Source organism: Streptomyces sp. NRRL S-495 (assembly GCF_000966955.1).
GTDB lineage: Bacteria > Actinomycetota > Actinomycetes > Streptomycetales > Streptomycetaceae > Kitasatospora > Kitasatospora purpeofusca.
Genome location: NZ_JZWY01000005.1, coordinates 21,172 through 41,125 on the forward strand (window position 1 = coordinate 21,172; position 19,954 = coordinate 41,125).

At 74.7% G+C, this 19,954-nt stretch carries 21 protein-coding genes; 10 read left to right on the forward strand and 11 right to left on the reverse strand.

The features are described from left to right. Positions 1 to 2 precede the first annotated feature (2 nt). Positions 3 to 890 (forward strand): iron-siderophore ABC transporter substrate-binding protein, encoded by an 888-nt coding sequence (locus VR45_RS00575; protein ID WP_052708718.1) that lies wholly within the window; start codon positions 3 to 5, stop codon positions 888 to 890. A gap of 32 nt (positions 891 to 922) precedes the next feature. On the opposite strand, the gene VR45_RS41935 is transcribed toward VR45_RS00575, so the two are convergent. The 3 genes from VR45_RS41935 to VR45_RS00590 all read right to left on the reverse strand — a co-directional run bounded on the left by VR45_RS41935 (position 923) and on the right by VR45_RS00590 (position 5,088). Beyond that, positions 923 to 2,452, reverse strand: a complete 1,530-nt coding sequence (locus VR45_RS41935) for a protein kinase (RefSeq protein WP_052708719.1) — start codon at positions 2,450 to 2,452, stop codon at positions 923 to 925. Positions 2,453 to 2,983: 531 nt separating this feature from the next. Next, positions 2,984 to 4,246, reverse strand: coding sequence for a hypothetical protein (locus VR45_RS46595; RefSeq protein WP_045937675.1), 1,263 nt, complete (start codon positions 4,244 to 4,246; stop codon positions 2,984 to 2,986). After that, entirely contained in the window at positions 4,243 to 5,088 is an 846-nt protein-coding gene (locus VR45_RS00590; protein ID WP_234325790.1) for an RNA polymerase sigma factor, read from the reverse strand. The genes VR45_RS46595 and VR45_RS00590 overlap by 4 nt, the downstream gene beginning before the upstream one ends. Positions 5,089 to 5,427: 339 nt before the next feature. Between VR45_RS00590 and VR45_RS00595 the strand changes: the two genes are divergently transcribed. The 4 genes from VR45_RS00595 to VR45_RS00610 all read left to right on the forward strand — a co-directional run bounded on the left by VR45_RS00595 (position 5,428) and on the right by VR45_RS00610 (position 8,758). Next, positions 5,428 to 6,120: a hypothetical protein gene (locus VR45_RS00595; protein ID WP_045937676.1), complete on the forward strand. Its 693-nt coding sequence runs from the start codon at positions 5,428 to 5,430 to the stop codon at positions 6,118 to 6,120. A 211-nt stretch (positions 6,121 to 6,331) separates the two neighbouring features. Further along, positions 6,332 to 7,036: a VC0807 family protein gene (locus VR45_RS00600; RefSeq protein WP_045937677.1), complete on the forward strand. Its 705-nt coding sequence runs from the start codon at positions 6,332 to 6,334 to the stop codon at positions 7,034 to 7,036. A gap of 152 nt (positions 7,037 to 7,188) precedes the next feature. After that, positions 7,189 to 7,929 carry a tyrosine-protein phosphatase gene (locus VR45_RS00605; protein WP_045937678.1) on the forward strand — a complete coding sequence of 247 codons (741 nt, stop codon included), beginning with the start codon at positions 7,189 to 7,191 and terminating at the stop codon, positions 7,927 to 7,929. Between the two features lie 67 nt (positions 7,930 to 7,996). Beyond that, positions 7,997 to 8,758, forward strand: a complete 762-nt coding sequence (locus tag VR45_RS00610) for a Clp protease N-terminal domain-containing protein (RefSeq protein WP_045937679.1) — start codon at positions 7,997 to 7,999, stop codon at positions 8,756 to 8,758. A gap of 110 nt (positions 8,759 to 8,868) precedes the next feature. Here the strand turns inward: VR45_RS00610 and VR45_RS00615 are convergent, their stop codons facing one another. Then, positions 8,869 to 9,360: an NUDIX hydrolase gene (locus tag VR45_RS00615; RefSeq protein ID WP_052708721.1), complete on the reverse strand. Its 492-nt coding sequence runs from the start codon at positions 9,358 to 9,360 to the stop codon at positions 8,869 to 8,871. 64 nt (positions 9,361 to 9,424) lie between these two features. After that, complete coding sequence (locus VR45_RS00620) at positions 9,425 to 9,862, reverse strand: SRPBCC domain-containing protein (protein ID WP_045937680.1); 438 nt, start codon at positions 9,860 to 9,862, stop codon at positions 9,425 to 9,427. Between the two features lie 113 nt (positions 9,863 to 9,975). Here VR45_RS00620 and VR45_RS00625 point away from each other — a divergent pair, with 113 nt between their 5' ends. Continuing rightward, positions 9,976 to 10,368, forward strand: coding sequence for an STAS domain-containing protein (locus VR45_RS00625; protein WP_286163014.1), 393 nt, complete (start codon positions 9,976 to 9,978; stop codon positions 10,366 to 10,368). Here the strand turns inward: VR45_RS00625 and VR45_RS00630 are convergent. The 3 genes from VR45_RS00630 to VR45_RS00640 all read right to left on the reverse strand — a co-directional run bounded on the left by VR45_RS00630 (position 10,273) and on the right by VR45_RS00640 (position 12,086). Next, positions 10,273 to 11,253: a sigma-70 family RNA polymerase sigma factor gene (locus tag VR45_RS00630; RefSeq protein WP_199925877.1), complete on the reverse strand. Its 981-nt coding sequence runs from the start codon at positions 11,251 to 11,253 to the stop codon at positions 10,273 to 10,275. The genes VR45_RS00625 and VR45_RS00630 overlap by 96 nt on opposite strands. Before the next feature lie 141 nt (positions 11,254 to 11,394). Then, a complete protein-coding gene (locus VR45_RS00635) occupies positions 11,395 to 11,658 on the reverse strand; it encodes a hypothetical protein (protein WP_159394082.1) in 264 nt (87 codons plus the stop codon). A 161-nt stretch (positions 11,659 to 11,819) separates the two neighbouring features. Then, the gene (locus VR45_RS00640; protein ID WP_045937683.1) at positions 11,820 to 12,086 is read right to left on the reverse strand and encodes a UBP-type zinc finger domain-containing protein; all 267 of its coding nucleotides are present in this window, start codon (positions 12,084 to 12,086) and stop codon (positions 11,820 to 11,822) included. 77 nt (positions 12,087 to 12,163) lie between these two features. On the opposite strand from VR45_RS00640, the gene VR45_RS00645 reads away from it, so the two are divergent. Then, positions 12,164 to 14,749, forward strand: coding sequence for a lysylphosphatidylglycerol synthase transmembrane domain-containing protein (locus tag VR45_RS00645; RefSeq protein ID WP_159394083.1), 2,586 nt, complete (start codon positions 12,164 to 12,166; stop codon positions 14,747 to 14,749). Between the two features lie 34 nt (positions 14,750 to 14,783). Here the strand turns inward: VR45_RS00645 and VR45_RS00650 are convergent, their stop codons facing one another. Then, positions 14,784 to 14,975, reverse strand: coding sequence for a hypothetical protein (locus VR45_RS00650; protein WP_045937684.1), 192 nt, complete (start codon positions 14,973 to 14,975; stop codon positions 14,784 to 14,786). A 211-nt stretch (positions 14,976 to 15,186) separates the two neighbouring features. Here VR45_RS00650 and VR45_RS00655 point away from each other — a divergent pair, with 211 nt between their 5' ends. The 3 genes from VR45_RS00655 (at position 15,187) to VR45_RS00665 (ending at position 17,001) form a co-directional block, all read left to right on the forward strand. Next, entirely contained in the window at positions 15,187 to 15,654 is a 468-nt protein-coding gene (locus tag VR45_RS00655; RefSeq protein WP_045937685.1) for a carboxymuconolactone decarboxylase family protein, read from the forward strand. 118 nt (positions 15,655 to 15,772) lie between these two features. Beyond that, on the forward strand, positions 15,773 to 16,417 hold the full coding sequence (locus VR45_RS00660) for a methyltransferase (protein ID WP_045937686.1): 645 nt from the start codon (positions 15,773 to 15,775) through the stop codon (positions 16,415 to 16,417). Beyond that, positions 16,414 to 17,001 (forward strand): TrmH family RNA methyltransferase, encoded by a 588-nt coding sequence (locus tag VR45_RS00665; RefSeq protein WP_045937687.1) that lies wholly within the window; start codon positions 16,414 to 16,416, stop codon positions 16,999 to 17,001. The genes VR45_RS00660 and VR45_RS00665 overlap by 4 nt, the downstream gene beginning before the upstream one ends. A 60-nt stretch (positions 17,002 to 17,061) precedes the next feature. Here the strand turns inward: VR45_RS00665 and VR45_RS00670 are convergent, their stop codons facing one another. Together VR45_RS00670 and VR45_RS00675 are read right to left on the reverse strand one after the other, a co-directional pair. Then, complete coding sequence (locus tag VR45_RS00670; protein WP_045937688.1) at positions 17,062 to 18,120, reverse strand: NADP-dependent oxidoreductase; 1,059 nt, start codon at positions 18,118 to 18,120, stop codon at positions 17,062 to 17,064. Continuing rightward, positions 18,117 to 19,949, reverse strand: coding sequence for an NAD(P)/FAD-dependent oxidoreductase (locus VR45_RS00675; protein ID WP_078896112.1), 1,833 nt, complete (start codon positions 19,947 to 19,949; stop codon positions 18,117 to 18,119). Before VR45_RS00675 ends, VR45_RS00670 begins: the two co-directional genes overlap by 4 nt. Positions 19,950 to 19,954: the final 5 nt, after the last annotated feature.

Genomic DNA, 19,954 nt, shown 5'->3' on the forward strand with positions numbered 1-19,954 from the left:
CGATGGATCTCGCGGCCGCCGCCGAGGCCCCCTCCCCCACCCCGCCGCCGAGCGTCACCGTGGCCACCGCCACCGGACCGGTCACCGTGCCCGGGGCGCCCGCCCGGGTCGTCGTCCTGGACACCGCCGAGCTGGACTCCGCGCTCACCCTCGGCATCACCCCGGTCGGCGCGGCCCGGGCGGCGGCGGACCGGGCCCTCCCCGACTACTGGCCCGCCTCCCGGCTCGCCCCGATCGCGTACGTCGGGCCGATCGGCGCCCCGGACCTCGCCGCCGTCCGCGCGGTGCGGCCCGACCTCATCCTGTCCAACCAGTCCCGGGACGGCGGCCGCTACGACGAGCTGCGGGCGATCGCCCCGACCGTCCTCACCGCCACCACCGGCGCGCCCTGGAAGGCCAATCTGCAGACCCACGCCGAGGCGCTCGGCCGGCAGGACGCCGCGGCGGCGTTCATGGCCTCGTACCAGCGGCACGTCAACCAGGTGACGGCCGCCCTCGGGAACGCCAGGGCGGGCGGCCGGAAGGTCAGCCTGGTCCGCTTCGTCGAGGGCGGCGGGATCCGCCTCTACGGCCGGCAGACCTTCCCCGGCGCCGTCCTCGCCGACGTCGGCGTCCCCCGCCCGGACTCCCAGAACGTCGACCGGCCGGACCTGGAACTCCCGCCGGACCAGCTCGCCAGGGCCGACGGCGACCTGCTCCTGTACGCCGGCTACGGCGACCCGGAGCGCAACGGCCTCACCGCCACCCTCGCGAGCCCCGGCTGGCAGGCCCTGGAGGCCGTCAGGGCCCACCGCGCCTTCCCCGTCGACGACCAGCTGTGGTTCCAGGGCGTCGGCTGCACCGGCGCCAACTACCTCCTGGACGAACTCCAGCGCTTCCTCGGCGCCTGACCGGCTCCTGCCCGGGACGCCCCCGCCGCCGGTCAGTCGTCCTGGTCGGCGGTGGCGTTGAGGGAGGTGATGAGGGACGAGAGGCGGGAGTTCCAGTTCTGGTAGGTCTGGCCCTCGATGGCGTGGCGCTTGGCGAGGTCGCGGACGGTGCGCTGGGCGCTCTTCAGCTTGTTCGCGGCGTCGTCGGGATGCCCCTCGTTGAGGCGGGCGGTGGCCTCGTCGAGGGTGCGGAGCAGCTCGATCTGGCGGGCCCGGTCCTTCTCCACCTGGGTCTGCGCGACGCTCTGGCGCAGGGCGTTGATCTGCACCAGCGGGGCCTGGTTGTGCGGCGCCTGGGTGGTCGGGACGGCCGAGGGCGTCGGGGACGCAGTGGTGGCCGTCGGGGTCGGCGCCGGGGCCTGCGTCGGGGCCGCTGCCGGGGTGACCGGCGCGGTCGTGGAGGGCCTGGCGGACGGCGCGGCGGCGGGCGTGGCCGGGTCGTCGAAGGCAGTGAGGGCGAGCATCGCCGCGCCGGCCGCACCGGCCAGGCCCAGGGCCCCGAACACGATCGGCCGACGACGGCTCTCCCGCACCGGCTCGGCCTCCGGGAACGGACCGGCGGCCGGGATCGGCGCCATCACCGACGTGGCGGCCGGCGGCACCGGCTGCGGCGGCAGGAGCGTGGTGTGCCGCTGGTCGCCCGGCGGCGGCGCGGCCTGGGGGAAGGCCGCGGCGAGCAGTTCGGTGGTCGGGTCGGCGGGCACCAGCCCCGGGACGCAGGCCAGCAGTTCGGCCCGCGCGGCGGCGGCGTCGGCGGGGCGGTCGGCCGGGTGCTTGGCGAGCAGCCGCAGCACCGCCGCGTCCAGGGCGGGCGGCAGGCCGGGCCGCCGGACGGAGGGCGGCAGCGGCAGCTCACCGACGTGCTTGTAGGCGATCGCCACCGGGGTCTCGGCCGCGAACGGCGGTGCGCCGGTGAGCATCTCGGTGAGCACGCAGCCGACCGCGTACAGGTCGGTGCGGCCGTCCAGCGGGCTCGCGGTGGCCTGCTCGGGCGACAGGTAGGCGGCGGTGCCGAGCACCGAGGCGGTCTGGGTGAGGTTGTGCGAGGAGCCCGCGCGGGCGATGCCGAAGTCCACCACCTTCACCCCGCCGTCGTGGGTGATCATGATGTTGCCGGGCTTGATGTCCCGGTGCACCAGACCCGCCGCGTGCGCGTGGGCCAGCGCCTCGCAGACCGCCGCCGCGATCCCGACCGCCTGCTCGACCGGCAGCCCCGGGCGCTGGGCCAGCAGCACGGCCAGCGACCGGCCCTGCACCAGCTCCATCACGATGTACGGCGAGCCCTGGTCCAGGCCGGAGTCGAAGACCATCGCGATCCTCGGGTGGACCAGCATCGCGGCGTGCTGCGCCTCGCGGCCGAACCGCTCGGCGAACCTCGGGTCGTCGGCGAGCCCCCCGTTGAGGACCTTGACGGCCACCTGGCGGCCCAGCACGTGGTCCACCCCGCGCCAGACGGTGGCCATGCCGCCGACGCCGAGTATCTCGACGAGCTCGTAGCGCCCGTTCAGCGCGCGTCCGATCACCTGGAACCGCTCCCCTCAGAGGCCCTGCCCGGGGTCCCGGACCGCCTCGTGCACGTGTGCACGATAGCCCCCGGGGGCGACCGGCCCGTCCGCCGACGGCCTGCCGCGGGAAGGGGTGGCGGCCGGGGAACCGGGCAGCGGATCCCCGACCGCCGGCTCGTGGTCGTGCCCGGTGGAGGGGCACGAGCGGTGCGGTTCGGCAGGTCGAGCGGGTGCCGGCCCGCCCTGACTGCGGGCGGGCGGGCCGGCGGGTCCGGTCCGTCCGGACCGGCGGCGCGTTCCGGGGTGCGCCGGCCGGTCCGGTCGGGCCGGCCGGGTGGACGGTGGGCACGGGGGAGCCGACCGGCCACCCGGGGTCCGGGTGGAGCGGGTACTGCGGTCACTGCGGTGGTGCGGGTACGGCGGTCACTGCAGTGGAGCGGGTACTGCGGTCACTGCAGTGGAGCGGGTACGGCGGTGGAGCGGGGTGGAGCGGTCCGGATGAGCGACGGGCCCGGGGGGATTCGCCCGCCGCTCATCCGGAGTTCTGGGTCACCTCCGGTTGCCCGGGGTGCTGTCGGGGCGTGCCGTACCGTCCGGCTCCGGCCCGGGTCCTCCGGGCGGGTCCGCCGCGGGCGTGGCGGTGGCGGTCCTCGGCGCGCGGCCGGAGCCGCCGTCGCCGTTCCCGCCGGTGCCCGCACTGCCCGGACCGGAGACCGAACCGCTGCCCCCGGCCACGGCCGCGGAGTCGCCGTCCTTGTTCCTGCCGCCCTGGCTGTCGCCGCCCTGACCGGTGCCGCCCTGGCTGTTGCTGCCTTGGCTGTCGCCGCCGCCGGACCTTCCCGAGCCCGAGCCGGAGCCCGAGCCCGGCCGGGAGGCCCCGGAGCCGGAGCCCTGGCCGGAGGTGTCCTGGTGGTCGTCGTCGCCCGAGCCGCGGAGCGCCCGCGTGCAGTAGTCCGCCACCTTGTCCGGCCCGCCGGCCGCCGCGACCAGGGCGCCGAACTGCGGATCGGCGACCAGCAGCCTCGGGCGCTCGCCCTTGCCCACCCGGTCGGCGAACGCCTTGCAGAGGGCGGCGTTGACGCCCGGGGTCGAGGAGCTCCGGCCCTCCCCCGGGGTGCGGGTGGGTGTCTCCCTGGGCCGCTTCTCCGGCCCGGACGGATCGGCGGTGGTCGGATCCCCGGCGGCCGGGCTGCCCGGGGCGGTGCCGGGACGGGACGGACTGCCGGACGACGCACCGCCGCTCACGCCACCGGTCGGACCGGGTGTGGACGGCGGGTTCGCCGGGCGGGCGGCCGGTGCCTCGGCCCGCGTCGTCGTGCCGGCCGAGGGAGCTGAGGTGTCCGGGGCGACCACGCCCCGGTGCGGCTGGTCCGAACCGCCGCCCAGGGGCACCGGCAGATTGCCCGTGCCGGCCGCGACCGCGACCCCGCCCAGCGCCGTGGCACCGAGCACGACGGCAGCGGCCTTCGTACTGAAGGCCCTGGTCAGCGTGGCGGCGGCCATCGAACGTCTCCGGACGGGTGCGGGTGCGGCGGGTGCTGCTGCGGACGCGAGACGGGCCTCCCGGAACGCGGCCAGGGCCGCCTCCTCCCCGGCCAGTTCGCCACCCGTCGCCGGCGCCGCGGCGGCGGCGAGCACACGGGCGACCCGCTGTTCCGGCCCGGACTCGGACCGGGCGGACCCCGTGCGCCCGGTACTGCCGTCCGGGCCGGTGAGCGAGGCGCCCTGTCCGGCCGGCGGGCCGCCCACGGCACCGGCGAGCAGCTGCTCGGCGGTGTCACGGTCGATCCGACGGGGTCGGTTGGTGCTCATCTCATGTCCTTCAGCGTCGCGGCCCGGCGTTCTGTCACACCTTGGGGAGAACTTTTTCTCGCGGATCTTCCACGGCCCTGCCGCACGGTCCCGCTGCCCGCCGGACCGTTGTCGGGGACCGACCGCGAGGCCGGGATCCCGGCACCGGCCGCACCACCGCCCCCACCTGTCGGGAAGGACTGCTCCAGCAGTTCGGCGAGCCGCTTCAGCCCCCGGTGCGCGGCCATCCGGACGCTCCCGGAGCGCTTGCCCAGCACCTGGGCGGCGCTGTTCGCGTCCAGCTCCATCACCACCCGGAGCAGCACCGCCTCGGCCTGGTCCCGGGGCAACCGGGAGATCAGCGCCAGCGCGTCCGAGGTGCCGACGGAGGCGAGGGCCGCCCCGGCCGTGTCGTCCCCGCCGGCCAGCTCGGCGAGGTACTCGAACGGCAGGTCGGCGACCGGCCGGCGGCGCCGGGCCCGCAGATGGTCCAGGGCCCGGTTGCGGGCGACGGTCGCGGCCCAGCCGCGGAAGCCGTCACCGTCCCCGGAGAAGGAGCCCAGGTCGCGGGCGATCTGGAGCCAGGCCTCCGAGGCGATGTCCTCGGCGTCCTGGGCGTCCTCGGGCCGGCCACCGACCAGGACCCGCAGATAGCGGAGCAGACCCGGCTGCACGCTGCGGAAGAGCAGTCGGAAGGCCTCCTCGTCCCCGCGCTGGGCGGCCCGGACGGCCTCGGTCAGATCGACGGGGGCCTCGCGCGCGGGCGGGCCGGGGGGCGGGCCTGACGTCGTCACCGGTCCGGACCGGCCGACGGGGCTGTCGGTGCCCGCTCCGGGGCGTTCTGCACTCTGCACCCGCCACATCATGCGCCATCCGGGCGAACGCCCCGGTCCGGTGAGCCCGACCGTTACCCGGCCCGGACCCGGCCGGGAAAGGCAGCCGGCACCGGGGCGGGGAGCACGCGTCGCCGGAGCCGGTCGGCGGGCGGCACCGGGCCCGGCGGACGCCACGTCGCCGGGCCCTTGGCCAGCCCGCGCGCGGGGCGAAGGTCCCGGGACCTGCTGGCCTTCGCCCACGGCCGCGCAGACGCCGCCCTGCCTACGTTGTAGGTGAACGATCCGTTCCGGCCGCCGCCCGCGCCCTGCCCCTCCCGCGCCCCGGGTGCCGCCGAGTGCTGTCTGCCCCGACCCCCAGGGACCGTCATGACCACCGCCCGCGAGTTCCACGAACGCGGCCTGCGCGACCACCTCGCGCCCGCGCTCCGGCTCCTGGGCCTCACCGGCGGGCGGCGGACCTTCGCCCTCCCCGACCCGACCCACTGGGCCCTGGTCGGCGTGGTCGAGCGGCGCGCCGACGGACGGGTCCGCTACACCTTCGACCTGAGCCTGGTCAGCCGCGCCGACTGGTCCGCCGCGGCCTTCCCCGGTCCGCGCCCGGACCCGCGCGCCGTCTACGGCATCGAGTCCTGGCGGTCCCGGATCGGCGAGCTGCTGCCGGTGCGGGAGGACGTCTGGTGGGAGGTGCTGCCCGGCCCGCGCTGGCAGGTCGCGCTGGACGACTCGGTGGCCGCCGTCCGCCACTACGGGCTGCCCGAGCTGCGCCGCCGGCTCGACCTGGAGCGCGGCGGCGGCAGCGGGGAGACCTATCTGTCCGCCGACGAGCTGGAGCAGGTCAACACCACGCTGCTGGCCGTCCCGGTGGCCCGGATCCAGCGCGCGGAGCTGGTCGGCGCGGTGCTGGTGCTGACCGGCGCCTGGACCCGGGCGGACGCGGCCGCGCGCACGGTGCTGCACGGCGTCGCCCAGGGATTCCTGTCGGCCGAGGACGAGCGCTTCGCCGCCGTCCACTGCGCGGACACCCTGGGCCGACCGCTCTGGGACTTCGAGCGCCCCTGACCGGCGGTCGGCCCGACGTCACGTCAATTCGCCCATTGGCCAAGCGTCTTCGCAGCTCGGCGGCACGGTCACGGCGCGCACCGTGACAACTGTCATGCGGATCCCGCAACGGACGGCACTGCTGGCCGAGGGGTCCCGCTCGGAACACTGGAGGCACGACGGAGCGGGCAACGCCCCGCCGACCGAGCAGCCAGTCCGGGGAGGACCCACCATGAGCCAGATCGCCGCCACCAGCGCCGTCACCACCGGCACCGCCACCACCGAGGCCGTCACCGCCAAGGCCCCGCAGCCGCTCGCCAAGGCCCTCCGCCCGCTCGCCGTCGACATCGCCGGCCCGCTCGCCGCCTTCTACCTCCTCCACTCCGGCCTCGGGACGAGCGAGTTCGCCGCCCTGGCCTGGAGCAGCGTGTTCCCGGTCGCCCGGACCGTCCTCGGCCTGGTCAAGGACCGGACGCTGAACCGCTTCGCCGCCCTGATGCTCGGGGTGAACCTGGTCGGCCTGGTGCTCACCACCGTCAGCGGCGACGCCCGGCTGATGCTCGCCAAGGAGGCCGTGCTCAGCGGCTTCATGGCCCTGGCGATCCTGGGCTCCGCGCTGACCGCGCGGCCGCTGATGTCCGCCGCGCTGCGGCCCTTCCTCACCAAGGGCGAGACGGCCAGGGAGGCCGCCTGGGACCGGCTCGCCGCCGGCTCGCGGCCGTTCCGCCGCTACGAGCGGCTGTTCTCCGTCATCTGGGGCTCCGCGCTGCTCGCCGAGTGCGTGGCCCGGGTGGCCGGCGCCTTCACCCTGCCGGTGGCGACCATGGCGTGGCTGTCCACCGTGCTGCTGGTCGGCGCGATCGTCGCGGGTTCGGTGCTCGGCCAGGCCGCCGCGCAGCCGATGGAGAAGCTGGTCCGCACCGAGGCCGCCGCCTGAACGGCACCCGAACGCCGACGGGCCGCCGACCGAACGCTGTCGCATCGTCACGCTCTGATCATCGGACGATCCGAGGAACCATCCCGCTCCACCGGTAGTCCACATAACGAGGGGGTAACGGGACCCCCTCGCCGAGGAAAACGGGGAACCTGATGAGCCGGGCAGACGCGCGCACCACCGCCACCGAGGACCGCACGCTCGCCTGGGACGGCTGCCTCAACGTCCGTGACCTGGGCGGACTGCCCACCACCACCGGCGCCCGCACCACCCGCCGGGCGATCGTCCGGGCCGACAACCTCGACCGCCTCACCGCCGAGGGCTGGGACGCCCTGCTCGACCACGGCGTGCGCACCGTCGTCGACCTGCGCAACATCGAGGAGTACAAGCCGCTCCTCCCGCTCCCCGGGGACGTCGAACTGATCCGCGTCCCGCTGGACGAACTCGCCGGCCCCGCCTGGTGGCAGACCTACGGCCACCTCGACGGCACCCCGCTCGCCCTGCGCCCCTATCTGGACCACTGTCCGCGCGCCGCCGCCGAGTTGATCGCGACGATCGCCGGCGCCCGCCCCGGCGGACTGGTCGTGCACTGCGGCGCCGGCCGCGACCGGACCGGCCTCGCCGCGCTGCTGCTGCTCGCCCTCGCCGAGGTCGAGCCCGCCGAGATCGTCGCCGACTACCTGCTGAGCGCCGCCAATGTCCGCCCCCTCTACGGCATGCTCGGCCTCCCGGACCAGTACCGGCGGATCGACGCCGTGCTCGCCGAGGCCGGCACCACCGCCGAAGCCGCCGTGCACACCGCCCTCGCCGGCCTCGACCCGGTCGCCCGACTGTCGGCCGCCGGCGTCTCCACCGCCGACCTCGCGGCCGTCCGCAGCCGGCTGCTGGCCCTCTGAGACTCCAACTCCGCCCATCGTCAACCGATGGTTGACGATTTGGCGTCGACAACCTACGGTTGACGGCATGGAGAATCCGATCGTTCCCAAGACCACTCCGCTGCGCCTCGACGACCTGATCGACGCGATCAAGAAGCTCCACCCGGATGCGCTCGACCAGCTCTCGGACGCCGTCATCGCGGCCGACCACCTCGGTGAGCTCGCGGATCACCTGATCGGCCACTTCGTCGACCAGGCCCGCCGCTCCGGCGCCTCCTGGACCGACATCGGCCACAGCATGGGGGTCAGCAAGCAGGCCGCGCAGAAGCGCTTCGTGCCCAAGGACCCGGCCACGCCCAACGACCTCGACCCCAGCCAGGGCTTCGGCCGGTTCACCGACCGGGCCCGGCACGTGGTGATGGCCTCCCAGGAGGAGGCCCGCCGGGCCGGCAACGCCGAGATCGGGGCCGAGCACCTGCTGCTCGGCCTGCTGGTCGAGCCCGACGGCCTGGCCGCGCGGGCGCTCGTCGACCAGGGTGTCACCCCGGAGGCGCTGCGCACCGCCGCGACGGCGGCGCTGCCCGCCCCGGCCGCCGAGGTGCCGGCGCTGATCCCCTACGACGCCCGGGGGAAGAAGGTGCTGGAACTGACCTTCCGGGAGGCGCTGAAGCTCGGTCACAACTACGTCGGCACCGAGCACATCCTGCTCGCCCTGCTGGAGTTGGAGAACGGCGCCGGAGTGCTGGACGACCTCGGTGTGCGGAAGGACGGGATCGAGCGGTTCGTCGTCGAGATCCTCGCCGCGTTCATCGTCCCCGGCACCGACGGCACCGGCGCCGAGCCGGCGTGACCGGACCGTTCCGGGGGCCGCGGGACGGGCGCGCCCCCGGGACACCGGCCGGGACGGCCGGGACGCCGGTCACGGGACGCCGGTCACGGGTCACGGGTCGCGGGTCGCGGTCAGAAGCCCGACACACGCGTGGTGATGATCCGCACCCGGCCGTCGGCCTGCGCCTCCAGCGCCGCGCGCAGCCGCAACGACCGGGCCGGACCGAGGAGTTCGAGCGCCTCCTGGTCCTCGACCCAGCGGTGGTCGTCGAGTTCGCCGGCCGGGACGGTCACGGGGGTGCCGTCCGGGACGCTGCCGAAGTCGAACAGGAAGTGCTCGGCCGGGTGGTCGAGTTCGCCCGAGGGGTGGGTCCAGGAGATGGCCAGCAGTTCGCCGGCCTCCCGGACGATGCCGGTCTCCTCCAGCAGTTCCCTGGCCGCGCACTCGGCCGGACCCTCCCCGAGGTCGATCGTCCCGCCCGGGAACTGCCAGTGCTCCCGGTACCCGGCCTTCACCAGCAGGATCCGCCCGGACGCGTCCCGCAGGACGCACCCCGCCGCGGCGTAGATCCGGGGCAACGAGGCCAGCCACTCTTCACGGGACTTCAACGGCTCGACCGGCACGGCGGGCCCTCCTCGGACTCGGGGACGATGTGCGCCCCACTCTGCCAGCCGGGCCCCGCCGGCCTCAGCGACGGGCCGCGAGGTGCTCGACCAGCCGGTCGAAGCTGGAGTTGTGGCCGGCCTCGGCCTCCGGGCCCAGGAACATCGCCGGGACGTTCTCCTGCTCCATGCGCACCTCGGTCCGGCCGTCGCCGAGGTCGGTGAGGGTGATCCGGCCGGTGAGGCCGACGCCCTCCTCCAGGAACTCCAGCATCTCGCCCTCGCGGACCGCCGTGAACCGGCCCCGCACCGGGTAGCGGTCGCCGGTGGCCTCCAGCACCATCGTGCTGTCGAAGCGCCCGCCCACCTCCGGCTCGATGGTCACGGTGTCCAGCGGGACACTGGTGCCGACCGGGCCCCAGAAGCGGACGAACTGCTCGGGCTCGACGTAGGCCCGGAACACCTCGGCCGGGGTGGCCGGCAGCTCGCGGACGATGGACAGGGTGCCGAGGTTCTCGGTCATGGTGGTGGTTCCCTCTGTTCGGTGCGGGCGCGGCTCGGTGCCGCGCTTTCACAGGGTTAGACCGGGGGCCCGGCGGAAACTCATCGCTCCCCGGCGAAGTTTTTTCCGGAGAAATTTCCGGCGGGCCGATGAGCCCCGTGCGCCGGAGCGGTCTCCCCTGGGTGAAGACCGAGACCCTTACCTCCGCCACCCGACCGTTGATCTGCGATCTGGGCGCACTGGCCGCCCCCGACCTGGCCGTGGTCGACGCCCTGGCCCGGCTGCGGCGCGCCGCGGCCCGGCACGGCGTGCGGCTCGTCCTGCGCAACGCCAACGGCCCGCTGCGCGAACTGCTCGCGTTCAGCGGGCTGGCCGCCGTCCTGCTCGTCGAACCGGACGACGAGGACGAGGAGGACGGCGAGGAGAGCCGACTACTCCCCGGCCTCCAGCCGGGGCGGCAGACCGAACAGCGGGAAGAGCACCTCGGTGTCGAGGAAGTTGGTGACCCCGGTGATCCGGCCCGCTGACACCTCCAGCACGATCAGCGCCCACGGCTCGTGCCCGCCGTCCGGGCTCGGCCGGTACTGCCCGAAGGCCGGGCTGCCGTTGGCCACCACCGGCACCAGCCGGGAGCCCCGGCAGCCGCACCCGGGGCCGAGCATCCACTCCCGGATGTCCGCGTGCCCGGTCAGCCAGAGCGCGAACGGCGGCATGTTGAGCGTGACGTCCTCGTGCAGCAGCGCCGCCAGACCGTCCATGTCGTACGCCTCGAAGGCGGCGACGTACCGGGCCAGCAGGGCCCGGTGGTCCTCGTCCAGGGTCGGGGCCGGGCGGGTGGCGGCGGGGTCGGCGGCGAGCGCGGCCCGGGCCCGCTGGAGCGCGCTGTTCACCGAGGCGACGGTGACACCGAGCAGTTCGGCGACCTCGTTGGCCCGCCAGCCGAGCACCTCGCGCAGGATCAGCACCGCCCGCTGCCGGGGCGCCAGCCGCTGGAGCGCGGCGACGAAGGCCAGCCGCACCGATTCGCGCTGCGCGGCCACCTCGGCCGGATCGCCGGTCTCGGGCACCACCCGGCCGTCCGGCGCCGGGCCGAGCCAGGTGATCTCGGGCAGCTGGGCATCGGTCGCGGTGGCCACGGTGGACGGGCCGGCCAGGTCCATCGGCCGGGCCCGGGCGTTGCGGCCGTTCAGCGCGTCCAGGCAGACGTTGGTGGCGATCCGGTAGAGCCAGGAGCGCAGCGCGGCGCGGCCCTCGAAACCGCGGTGTCCGCGCCAGGCCCGGACCATGGTGTCCTGGACCGCGTCCTCGGCCTCGAAGACCGAGCCGAGCATCCGGTAGCAGTACCCGGTCAACTCCGTCCGGTACCGCTCCAGCTGGAGCTCGACCGGCTCCTCCGTCATCAGCTCGGCCATCGCCCGTACCCCCACTCGCCCGCCGCCGTCGATCACCCCGAACGTACCGCAGGCCACCGACAGCGCCGCCGCGCGCCCCGAACCGGCCCTGACCGCACATCAGGGCGGCGGTCAGGACGGCGGCCGGGGCGCGCAGCCGGTTCAGTGCGCGCTGTGCTTCTCGGCCCCGCGGTGGCGGTGCCCCTTGAGTTCGGCGTGGTGCGCGGGCACGGAGTGCGGGACGGCGGTCGCGGAGTCCCGGCCGCCGTGCCGGAAGGCGGCGCTCGCCGATCCGGTGGCGGTCCGCGCGGTGCCGGCCGGAAGGGGCGGGAGCGTGATCGGCATCGTGGCCATCCCCCGGCGCTCCAACAGCTCCTGGGTGCCGCGGCGGAGCTTGTGAGGGCTTCCCGCTGTTTGCTTGGTCATCGTCGGCTCCCTTCGGCGGCCGCCGGCCGGACAGGAACCGACCGAGGGCCGTACGGGCGTTATGTCCAGATCTGTCGGGAGTTACACCTCAACCCATGGGCACCCGAACGTCAACCCGGCCCGAACGTCACCCCGGCCGGGGCGCCGACCCGGCCGGACCGTCACCCCATGAGCTCGTGGACGTAGCACCAACGCCAGTCCTCCCCCGGCTCGTAGGAGCGGATCACCGGATGGGAACTGTTGTGGAAGTGCGCGGTGGCATGCCGCTGCGGCGAGAAGTCGCAGCAACCGATGCGGCCGCAGTCCAGGCAGAGCCGCAGGTGCACCCAGTCCCGGCGCCCCTGCGCCAGGCAGTCGGCGCAGCCGTCCAGGGGTGGCAGGGGCGCGAGGTCCCGGGGTGCGGCGGCGAGGTCTTCGCAGGCGCTCATGGGACGCAGGGTAGTGACGACGGGCCCGCCCCGCGCCCCGAGACACGCTGCCGGGGGCTCGTGGGAGCATGCCATCCGTGGCGGATGTGGCGGGGAACGCGACAAGTGGCAGGACCGGCGGCACGGTCGAAGGCACGGACGACAGCACGGGGGGCGGTACTTCGGGTGGCACGACGGGCGGCCCCCCACGCCCGCCCGAGCCCCCGGGGATAGCCGCCACCGGCCGGGTCCGGCAGCCGGCCGCGCTGATCCGGCTGCTCGCCGGACTCGTCGTGATCGCCCTGACCCTGCTGTCCGCCGACTACGCCCGCGCCACCACCAACGGCCTCGCCGAGGACGTCGGCGGCGCCGCCGCCCTGGTCCCGCACCCGCTGGGCGGCGTCGCCACCGGCCTCACCACCGCCGCCCTGCTGCTCCTGCCCGGCTGCTCGGCCGCCCGCCGGCTGCTCGCCCCCGGGACCGACCGGCGGCACGTCCTCCAGCAGCTCGCCGACGGCGTGCTGGCCGCCGTCCTGGCGTACGGCGTCACCCTCCTCTTCGCGCTGTGGATCGACGGCCCCGCGCCGTTCTCCCTGGTCTCCGCACTGACCCGGCCACTGCCCGGCGCCCCGCTCGCCCACACCGAGCCGGTCTACGGCTACCTGGCACCCGTCCTGGCCTTCCTCACCGCCTCCGCGGCCCGTGAACGCCGGGTGCCGTGGACCGTCCTCACCCTGTCCGCACTGGCCGGGATCGCCGCCGGGGCGGCCACCCCGACCGCACTGCTGCTCGGTGTACTGATCGGCTGGACGGCCGCCCACGGCACCCGCTGGGCCGTCGGCACCCCGGACCCCCGGCCCCGGCCCGGACAGCTCCTGCACAGCCTGCGCGAGGCCGGTCTGCACCCGGTCTCCGTCACCCCGAACGGCCCGGACCGCTACCTGGTCCGCCAGCGCGGCGACCACCCCGACCTGGACGTCCAGCTGCTCGACCGGCAGGCGGTCACCGCCGCCCTGGTGCAGCGGGCCTGGCGCCGGCTGCGACTGCGCACCGCCCCGCACCCGCGCGCGCTGCGCTCACTGCGCACCGGCCTGGAGCACGAGGCCCTGGTCTCCTACGCGGCCGTCGCCGCCGGGGTCCGCACCCGCCCGGTCGCCGCCACCGCCGAACTCGGCCGGGACGCCGCGCTGGTCGCCTACCGGCGGCTGCCCGGCCGCACCCTGGACGAGCTGGCCGACGAGGAGATCACCGACGCGCTGCTCGCCGACGTCTGGGGCCAGCTGGCGCTGCTCCAGCGGCGCGCCATCGCGCACCGCGCGCTGGTGCCCTCCGCGCTGCTGGTCGACCCGGCGGGGGCGGTGCACCTGGTGGGCCTCGCGGACGGGGACATCGCGGCCGGGGAACTGGTACTGCTCAGCGACATCGCCCAGCTGCTCACCACGCTCGCGCTGCGCACCGGGGCCGAGCGCTCGGTGCGCGCGGCGGTGTCGGTGCTCGGCCCGGACGCGGTCGCTGCCGCCCTGCCGCTGCTCCAGCCCATCGCGCTGGCCCGCGGCACCCGGGCGGCGCTCAAACAGGCCGCCCGCCGCGGCGCCGCGACGACCGCGCCCCGGGTGCCTCCGCAGCGCACCGGCCCGGAGTCACCCGCCGCCGCGCCCGCCGACGGCCCCGGCCCCGACCTGCTGGACGGGATCCGCGCCGAGGTGCTCCGCAGCCGCCCGCAGGCGCCCGTCCGGCCGGTCCGGCTGGAGCGGCTGCGCCCCCGCACCCTGCTCGCCGTCGTCGGCGGCGTGGTGGCCGGGTGGCTGCTGCTGCCGCAGCTGTTCGCCACCGAGCGGAACCCGATCGCGACCGTCGCCGACGCCGACCCGTTCTGGCTCGCCCTCGCCGTGCTGGCCGCGGCCGCCGGACATGTCGCGGGGGCGATGGGCTTCGTCGGCTTCGTCCCCGAGCGGCTGGACTTCCGCAACGCCGTGCTCGCCCAGGTGGCCGGCTCCTTCGTCAAGCTGGTCTCCCCCGGCGGGGTCGGCGGCGTCGCGCTGAACACCCGCTTCCTCCAGCGGGCCGGCATCCCGACCGCACAGGCCCTGTCCAGCGTCGGCGCGGGCCAGCTGCTCGGCCTGGTCCTGCACCTGCTCCAGCTCGGCGCGTTCGTCTACCTGACCGGTGTCGAGCCCGGCAGCTCCGAACTGGACGCCCTGCCGGCCGTGGTCGGCGGCCTCGCGGCGGCGGGCGTCCTGCTGGCCTCGGTGTCCGCGGTGCCGCCGGCCCGGCGCTGGCTGGCCGCCCGGCTGCGCCCGCTGACCGCCGAGGTGCTGCCCCGGCTGGTGGAGCTGCTGCGCAACCCGGGGCGGCTGGCGGTCGGCTTCACCGGGCAGCTGCTGGTGTCGCTGACCCTGATCGCCTGTCTGTACTGCTGCGCCCGGGCGGTCGGGCAGGCACCGTCCTTCGCCTCGGTCGGGGTGGTGTTCCTGGTCGGCAACGCGGCCGGGAACGCGGCCCCGACCCCCGGCGGGGCGGGCTTCGTGGACAGCGCGCTGGTGACCCTGCTGAAACTGGTCCCCTCGATGGACGAGGGCGGCGCGCTGGCCGCCGTCGCGCTCTACCGGTTGCTCACCTTCGTGCTGCCGGTGCTGCCCGGGTGGGCGGCGTTCACCTGGCTCCAGCGCCGCGGGGCGCTCTAGCCGGGGCCTGCCCGGGTACGCGAGGGGTCCGCGGCTACTCCCGGTACTCGTCCTCGTCCAGCGGGACGATCCGGCTCTGCTCGGCGACGTCCGCGACCTCGGTGGCCGGGTCCGCGCCCAGTGCGCGGCGCTCGGCCAGCTCGTCGTACTCGTCCTCCGCCACCTCGTTCTCGGACTCCACGGCCTCGGCGACCTCGTCCAGGTAGTCCTCGTGGTTCTGCGGCATGGTGTCCGTCCTCGTTCCTCGAAGGTTCCTCGGAGGCATTCCCCGGCCCGTGGGTCCGGCCCGCCGGGGTACTCGCAGTATCCGTCGGTCACCGGCCCGGCGCGACGCGCCGCCGGGCCCCCGGCGTGTTGCCCGCCCCGGGAATTGACCCGGGAGAACGGTCCCGGAATGCACCATGTCCGGGGTGCACCCCGTTCCTAGGCTCGTACCCATGACGAACACCGCCACCCCCCGGCCCACCGCCCGCCTCGACTTCGCCCGCACCGCCCCCAAGGTGTTCCGGGCGATGATCGCCCTGGACGCCGCCGCCCGCGAGGGCCTCGACCCGGCGCTGGTCGAGCTGGTGCAGGTCCGCTCCTCCCAGCTCAACGGCTGCGCCTACTGCCTGGACATGCACGTCAAGGACGCCCGCAAGGCCGGGGAGAGCGACGAGCGGATCTATCTGCTCCCGGTCTGGCGCGAGGCCCCCGAGGGCGTCTACAGCGAGCGCGAACGGGCCGCCCTCGCGCTGGCCGAGCAGATCACCCGCATCGGCGACGGCGTCTCCGACGCGGTGTACGAGCGGGCCGCCGAGCTCTTCCCCGAGCCGGAGCTCGCCGGGCTGATCTCGCTCTGCTTCACCATCAACGCCTGGAACCGGATCAACGTGGCCACCCGCAAGACCCCCGGGGCGCCCTGACCCCCACCGCGCGGGACACGGGCCCCGCCGGGCACCGGGGTACGATCGGAGCCGTACCAGCAGGGCTTACCCACACCTCCCGGTGGCCCCGAGGCCCTTACGAACGACGGGGAAACGCATGTCCGGCTCGCACTACTTCTCCGGTGCACCCGAGGTCGCCAGCGAGCGCCGGCCGATCACGGTCACCCTGCCGGACCTCACCCTGGAGCTCAGCACCGACGCGGGCGTCTTCTCCCGCAGCCGGTTGGACCCGGGCACCCGGATCCTGCTGGAGCAGGCGCCGCCGCCCCGGGTGCGCGGCCCGATCCTGGACATCGGCTGCGGCTACGGCCCGATCGCGCTGACCTGGGCGAGCCGCCGCAAGCGGCTCCCGGTCTGGGCGGTGGACGTCAACGGCCGCGCCCTGGACCTGGTCCGGGACAACGCGGAGTCGCTGGGCCTGGGCAATGTGCACGCCGCGCTGCCGGAGGAGGTCCCCGCCGAACTGCGGTTCGCGGCGATCTACTCCAACCCGCCGATCCGGATCGGCAAGGCGGCGCTGCGGCGGCTGCTGGAGCAGTGGCTGGACCGGCTCACCCCGGACGGCTCGGCCTTCCTGGTGGTGCAGAAGCACCTCGGCTCGGACTCGCTGCAGAAGTGGCTGAACGAGCACGGCTGGCCGACCACCCGGCTGACCTCGGTCAACGGGTTCCGGATTCTGGAAGCGCGGCCCCGCCCGACGGCGGGCGAGGGCCCCGAGAGTGGACGAGGGACGACGTCGTGAAGCAGCTCCGCGGGACCGAACTGAAGCGGCTGCACCGCTCCTGGCGGCGTGGCAACGAGTTCCGGCTCGCGATGATCCTGGAGAACCTCCAGTCGCCGTTCAACGTCGGCTCGGTGGTCAGGACCGGCGCCGCGATGGGTGCGGAGAAGCTCTACCTCACCGGTGACACCCCGTCGGTGCGCTCGTCCGGCGCGCAGAAGGCCGCGATGGGCACCGACAAGTACCTGAAGGTGGAGCACTTCCCCACCGTCGCCGAGGCGGTGGCCGCGGCGAAGGCCGACGGCTTCAAGGTGGTCGGCCTCGAACTGGCCGACGAGGCGGTGCCGATGTTCGCCGCCGAGCTGACCCCGGCCGTCGCCTTCGTGCTGGGCCACGAGGACCGGGGGATCACGGCGGACGCGCTCGCCCTCTGCGACCAGGTGGTCTTCGTGCCCCAGCTGGGCCGGGTCGGCTCGCTGAACGTCTCCGCCGCCGCCACGGTGGCCTGCTACGAGGCGCGCCGCCAGGGGTACGCGATCAGCGGCACCCCGGACGGCTCGGACGCCGGCGCGTTCGACATCGACCTCGACCTCGACGACGAGTGATCCGCCGCCGGCGGGAGGGCACCCCCTCCCGCCGGCGTACCGGCTCGGATCCCGCCCGGGTCAGACCTCGACCAGCACCTTGCCCCGGTTGTGCTCGCGGTCCAGGTAGAGGCTGCGGTAGGCCGCCGGGATCCCGTCGAAGCCCTTGTGCACGGTCTGGTGGTAGCGGATCTCCCCGTCCCGGACCAGCCCGCCCAGCTCCTGGTGCATCTGCGCCAACAGCGGCTCGGTGAACCACTCCTGGGCGAAGATGCCGCGGATCGTGGTGCGCGGGAACATGATGTACGGCAGCAGCCGCGGCCCGGTCAGCTCACCGTTCACCGTGGTCGCCCACTGCCAGCAGACCGCCACCCGGCTGTCCACGTTCAGCATCGTGAACACCGCGTCGGTGACCGTGCCGCCCAGGTTGTCGAAGTACCGGTCGACGCCGTCCGGCGCGGCCAGCAGCAGCGCCTGCCGGGCCTTCTCCGCGTCGTCGCCCTGGGTGTAGAGCACCACCTCGTCGAAGCCCAGCCCACGCAGGTACTCGGCCTTGCCCGGCGAGCCGGTGGTGCCGACCACCCGGCCGGCCCCGGCCCGCTTCGCCAACTGGCCCACCAGGGTGCCGATCGAGCCGGAGGCGCCGCTGACCACCACGGTGTCGCCGGGCCGGACCTCCAGGAAGCGGGTGAGCGTGCCCCAGGCCGTCATCCCGGGCGCGCCCATGATGCCGAGCGCGCTGGACACCGGCAGCCGCTCGTCGTACCAGGACGGGTCGAGCCGGCGGTAGGCCGGGAACACCATCGGGAAGATGCCGGTCGTCCACAGCTCCTCGGCGCCGTTGTGGACGACGTGGGTGCGCCAGCCGCCGAAGCCCTGCACCAGGTCGCCGACCGCGAAGGCCGCCGCCGGACCGGCCTCGACCACCTCCATGATCGAGTCGGCGCCCATGTGGTGGCCGATCGGCGTCTCCAGCGCCAGGCCGTTCTGGTACGGGTCCACCGAGACGTACCTGGTCCGGAAGAGCATCTCGTCCGGCCGCAGGTCGATCCGGACGTCCTCCACGACCTTCTCGTAGACGCGGTTGACGTCGGGCACACCGTCCAGGTGCTCCCGGACCACCCACTTCTCGATCCTCATGCCAGGGCTCCCGTCTGCACGTTCTCGCTGTCCTTGCTGTTCTCGTCGCCCTTGCTGTTCTCGTCGCCCTTGCCGCCCGGGCGGGCGGGGCTGCCCGCGTTCCCGGCGGCCTTTCCGGCGGCTTGCGGCACCGTCCGCCGGCCCGGCTCCGCGGGCCGGCCCACCGGGATGACCAGGTGGGTCGGCATCGGGGCGCTCGGGTCGATCCCGGCGGTGAACTCCACCCCGTCGTCCCGGCAGACGAACTGCATGACGTGCCGCCCGGCGGCGGCCGCCCGGATCAGCCCGCCGATGGTCGCCCAGACCCCGGAGAGGTAGAAGTTCGACAGCCCGGGCAGCACCGGGCCGCTCTTCTTGATCTCCTCCTCCACCGTCTCGGCACCCTCCACGAAGGGGTTCCAGCCGGGGAAGGTGCCGTCGTAGACGCCCGTGTAGCGGACCTGGGTCAGCGGGGTGGACACGTCGGCGACGGCCACCGCGGCCTTGAAGCCCGGGTACCGCTCGTCCAGGAAGCCGACGATGCCGTTGCGGACCCGCCGCTTGGCCGCCATGTACTCCCGGCCGTGCTTGACCGGCAGGGTGTGCAGCTCCTCGCCGCGCCGCACCCGGGAGGACTGCTCGGGGCCCTCGTGCAGCGCCCGCCAGGGGGCGATGTCGGAGAAGTAGGTCGCGAACACCACGGTGGAGTTCTCCGGCGCCAGCTCCGGGTAGTGCCGGGTGCGGAACTGCACGTTCACCGAGGGGCAGCGGATCCCGGTCAGCTCGGCCGTCTCCCGCTCGCCCAGCAGGTGGGTGGTGCACGGGTCGCCCTCGGGGAAGGGCTTGCGCAGCCCCAGGAAGAGCGACACGTACCCGGGCGACAGCTGGCCCGGCTCGTCGATCAGCGAGGTGTAGAGCCGCCGGTAGGTGTCGTTGAGGTACTGGCCCTTGAGCAGCTTCATCACGGTGGTGTGGCCGTCGGCGGCGGACACCACGATGTCGGCGCGGAACTCCCGGCCGTCGCTGAGCCGCACACCCACCGCGCGGTCCCGCTCGACCAGGATCTCCTCGACCTTGGCGTTGTAGGTGATCTCGCCGCCGAGCCCGAGGTAGCGCTCCTCGATCGACCGCGCCAGCGCGAGCGAACCGCCCTCCGGCACCCCGGCGGCGTGGTTGGCGTGCGAGGCGAGCTGGAAGTAGAACGGCAGCACCGGGAAGGCCGGGTGCTTCTCGTAGAGGATGAAGTTGAACGCCTCGCGCAGCAGCGGGTCGCGGAACCGCTGCGAGAAGTCCGTCATCAGCAGCGTGATCGACTTGCGGATGGTGTTGAAGTGGGGGGCGAAGGAGGCCAGCATCCGCCAGCGCTCCAGCCGGCCCATCAGCCCGACCGGCTTGAGGAACGGATAGGCCGCGAGCGCCTTGCGGAAGGTGCGGATCCCGGCGCAGAACTCGCGGATCGGGGCGGCGTCGGCCGGCGAGAGGCCGAGCAGGTGCGCCTCCAGCCGGTCCGGGTCGGAGTAGAAGTGGACCGCCCGGCCGTCCCGGCCCCGGACGATGTTGAAGACGTCGAAGTGCCGCATCTCCTTGCCCTGGAGCGCGCCCAGTTCGAGCCAGATCTGGTACATCTCGTTGCCCGGCCCGTTGCCGAGCAGCCAGCTGATGCACCAGTCGAAGGTGAAGTCGCTGCGGTCCCAGCCGGTGCAGGAGCCGCCGGGGATCTCGTGCATCTCGAAGATCCTGGTGCGGTAGCCGTTCATCCGGGCGTAGCACCCGGTGGACAGGCCGCCGAGACCGCCGCCGATGACGATCATCGACTCCCGCCGGGGTGCGGTGTCTTTCTGCCGTGCCATTTCTG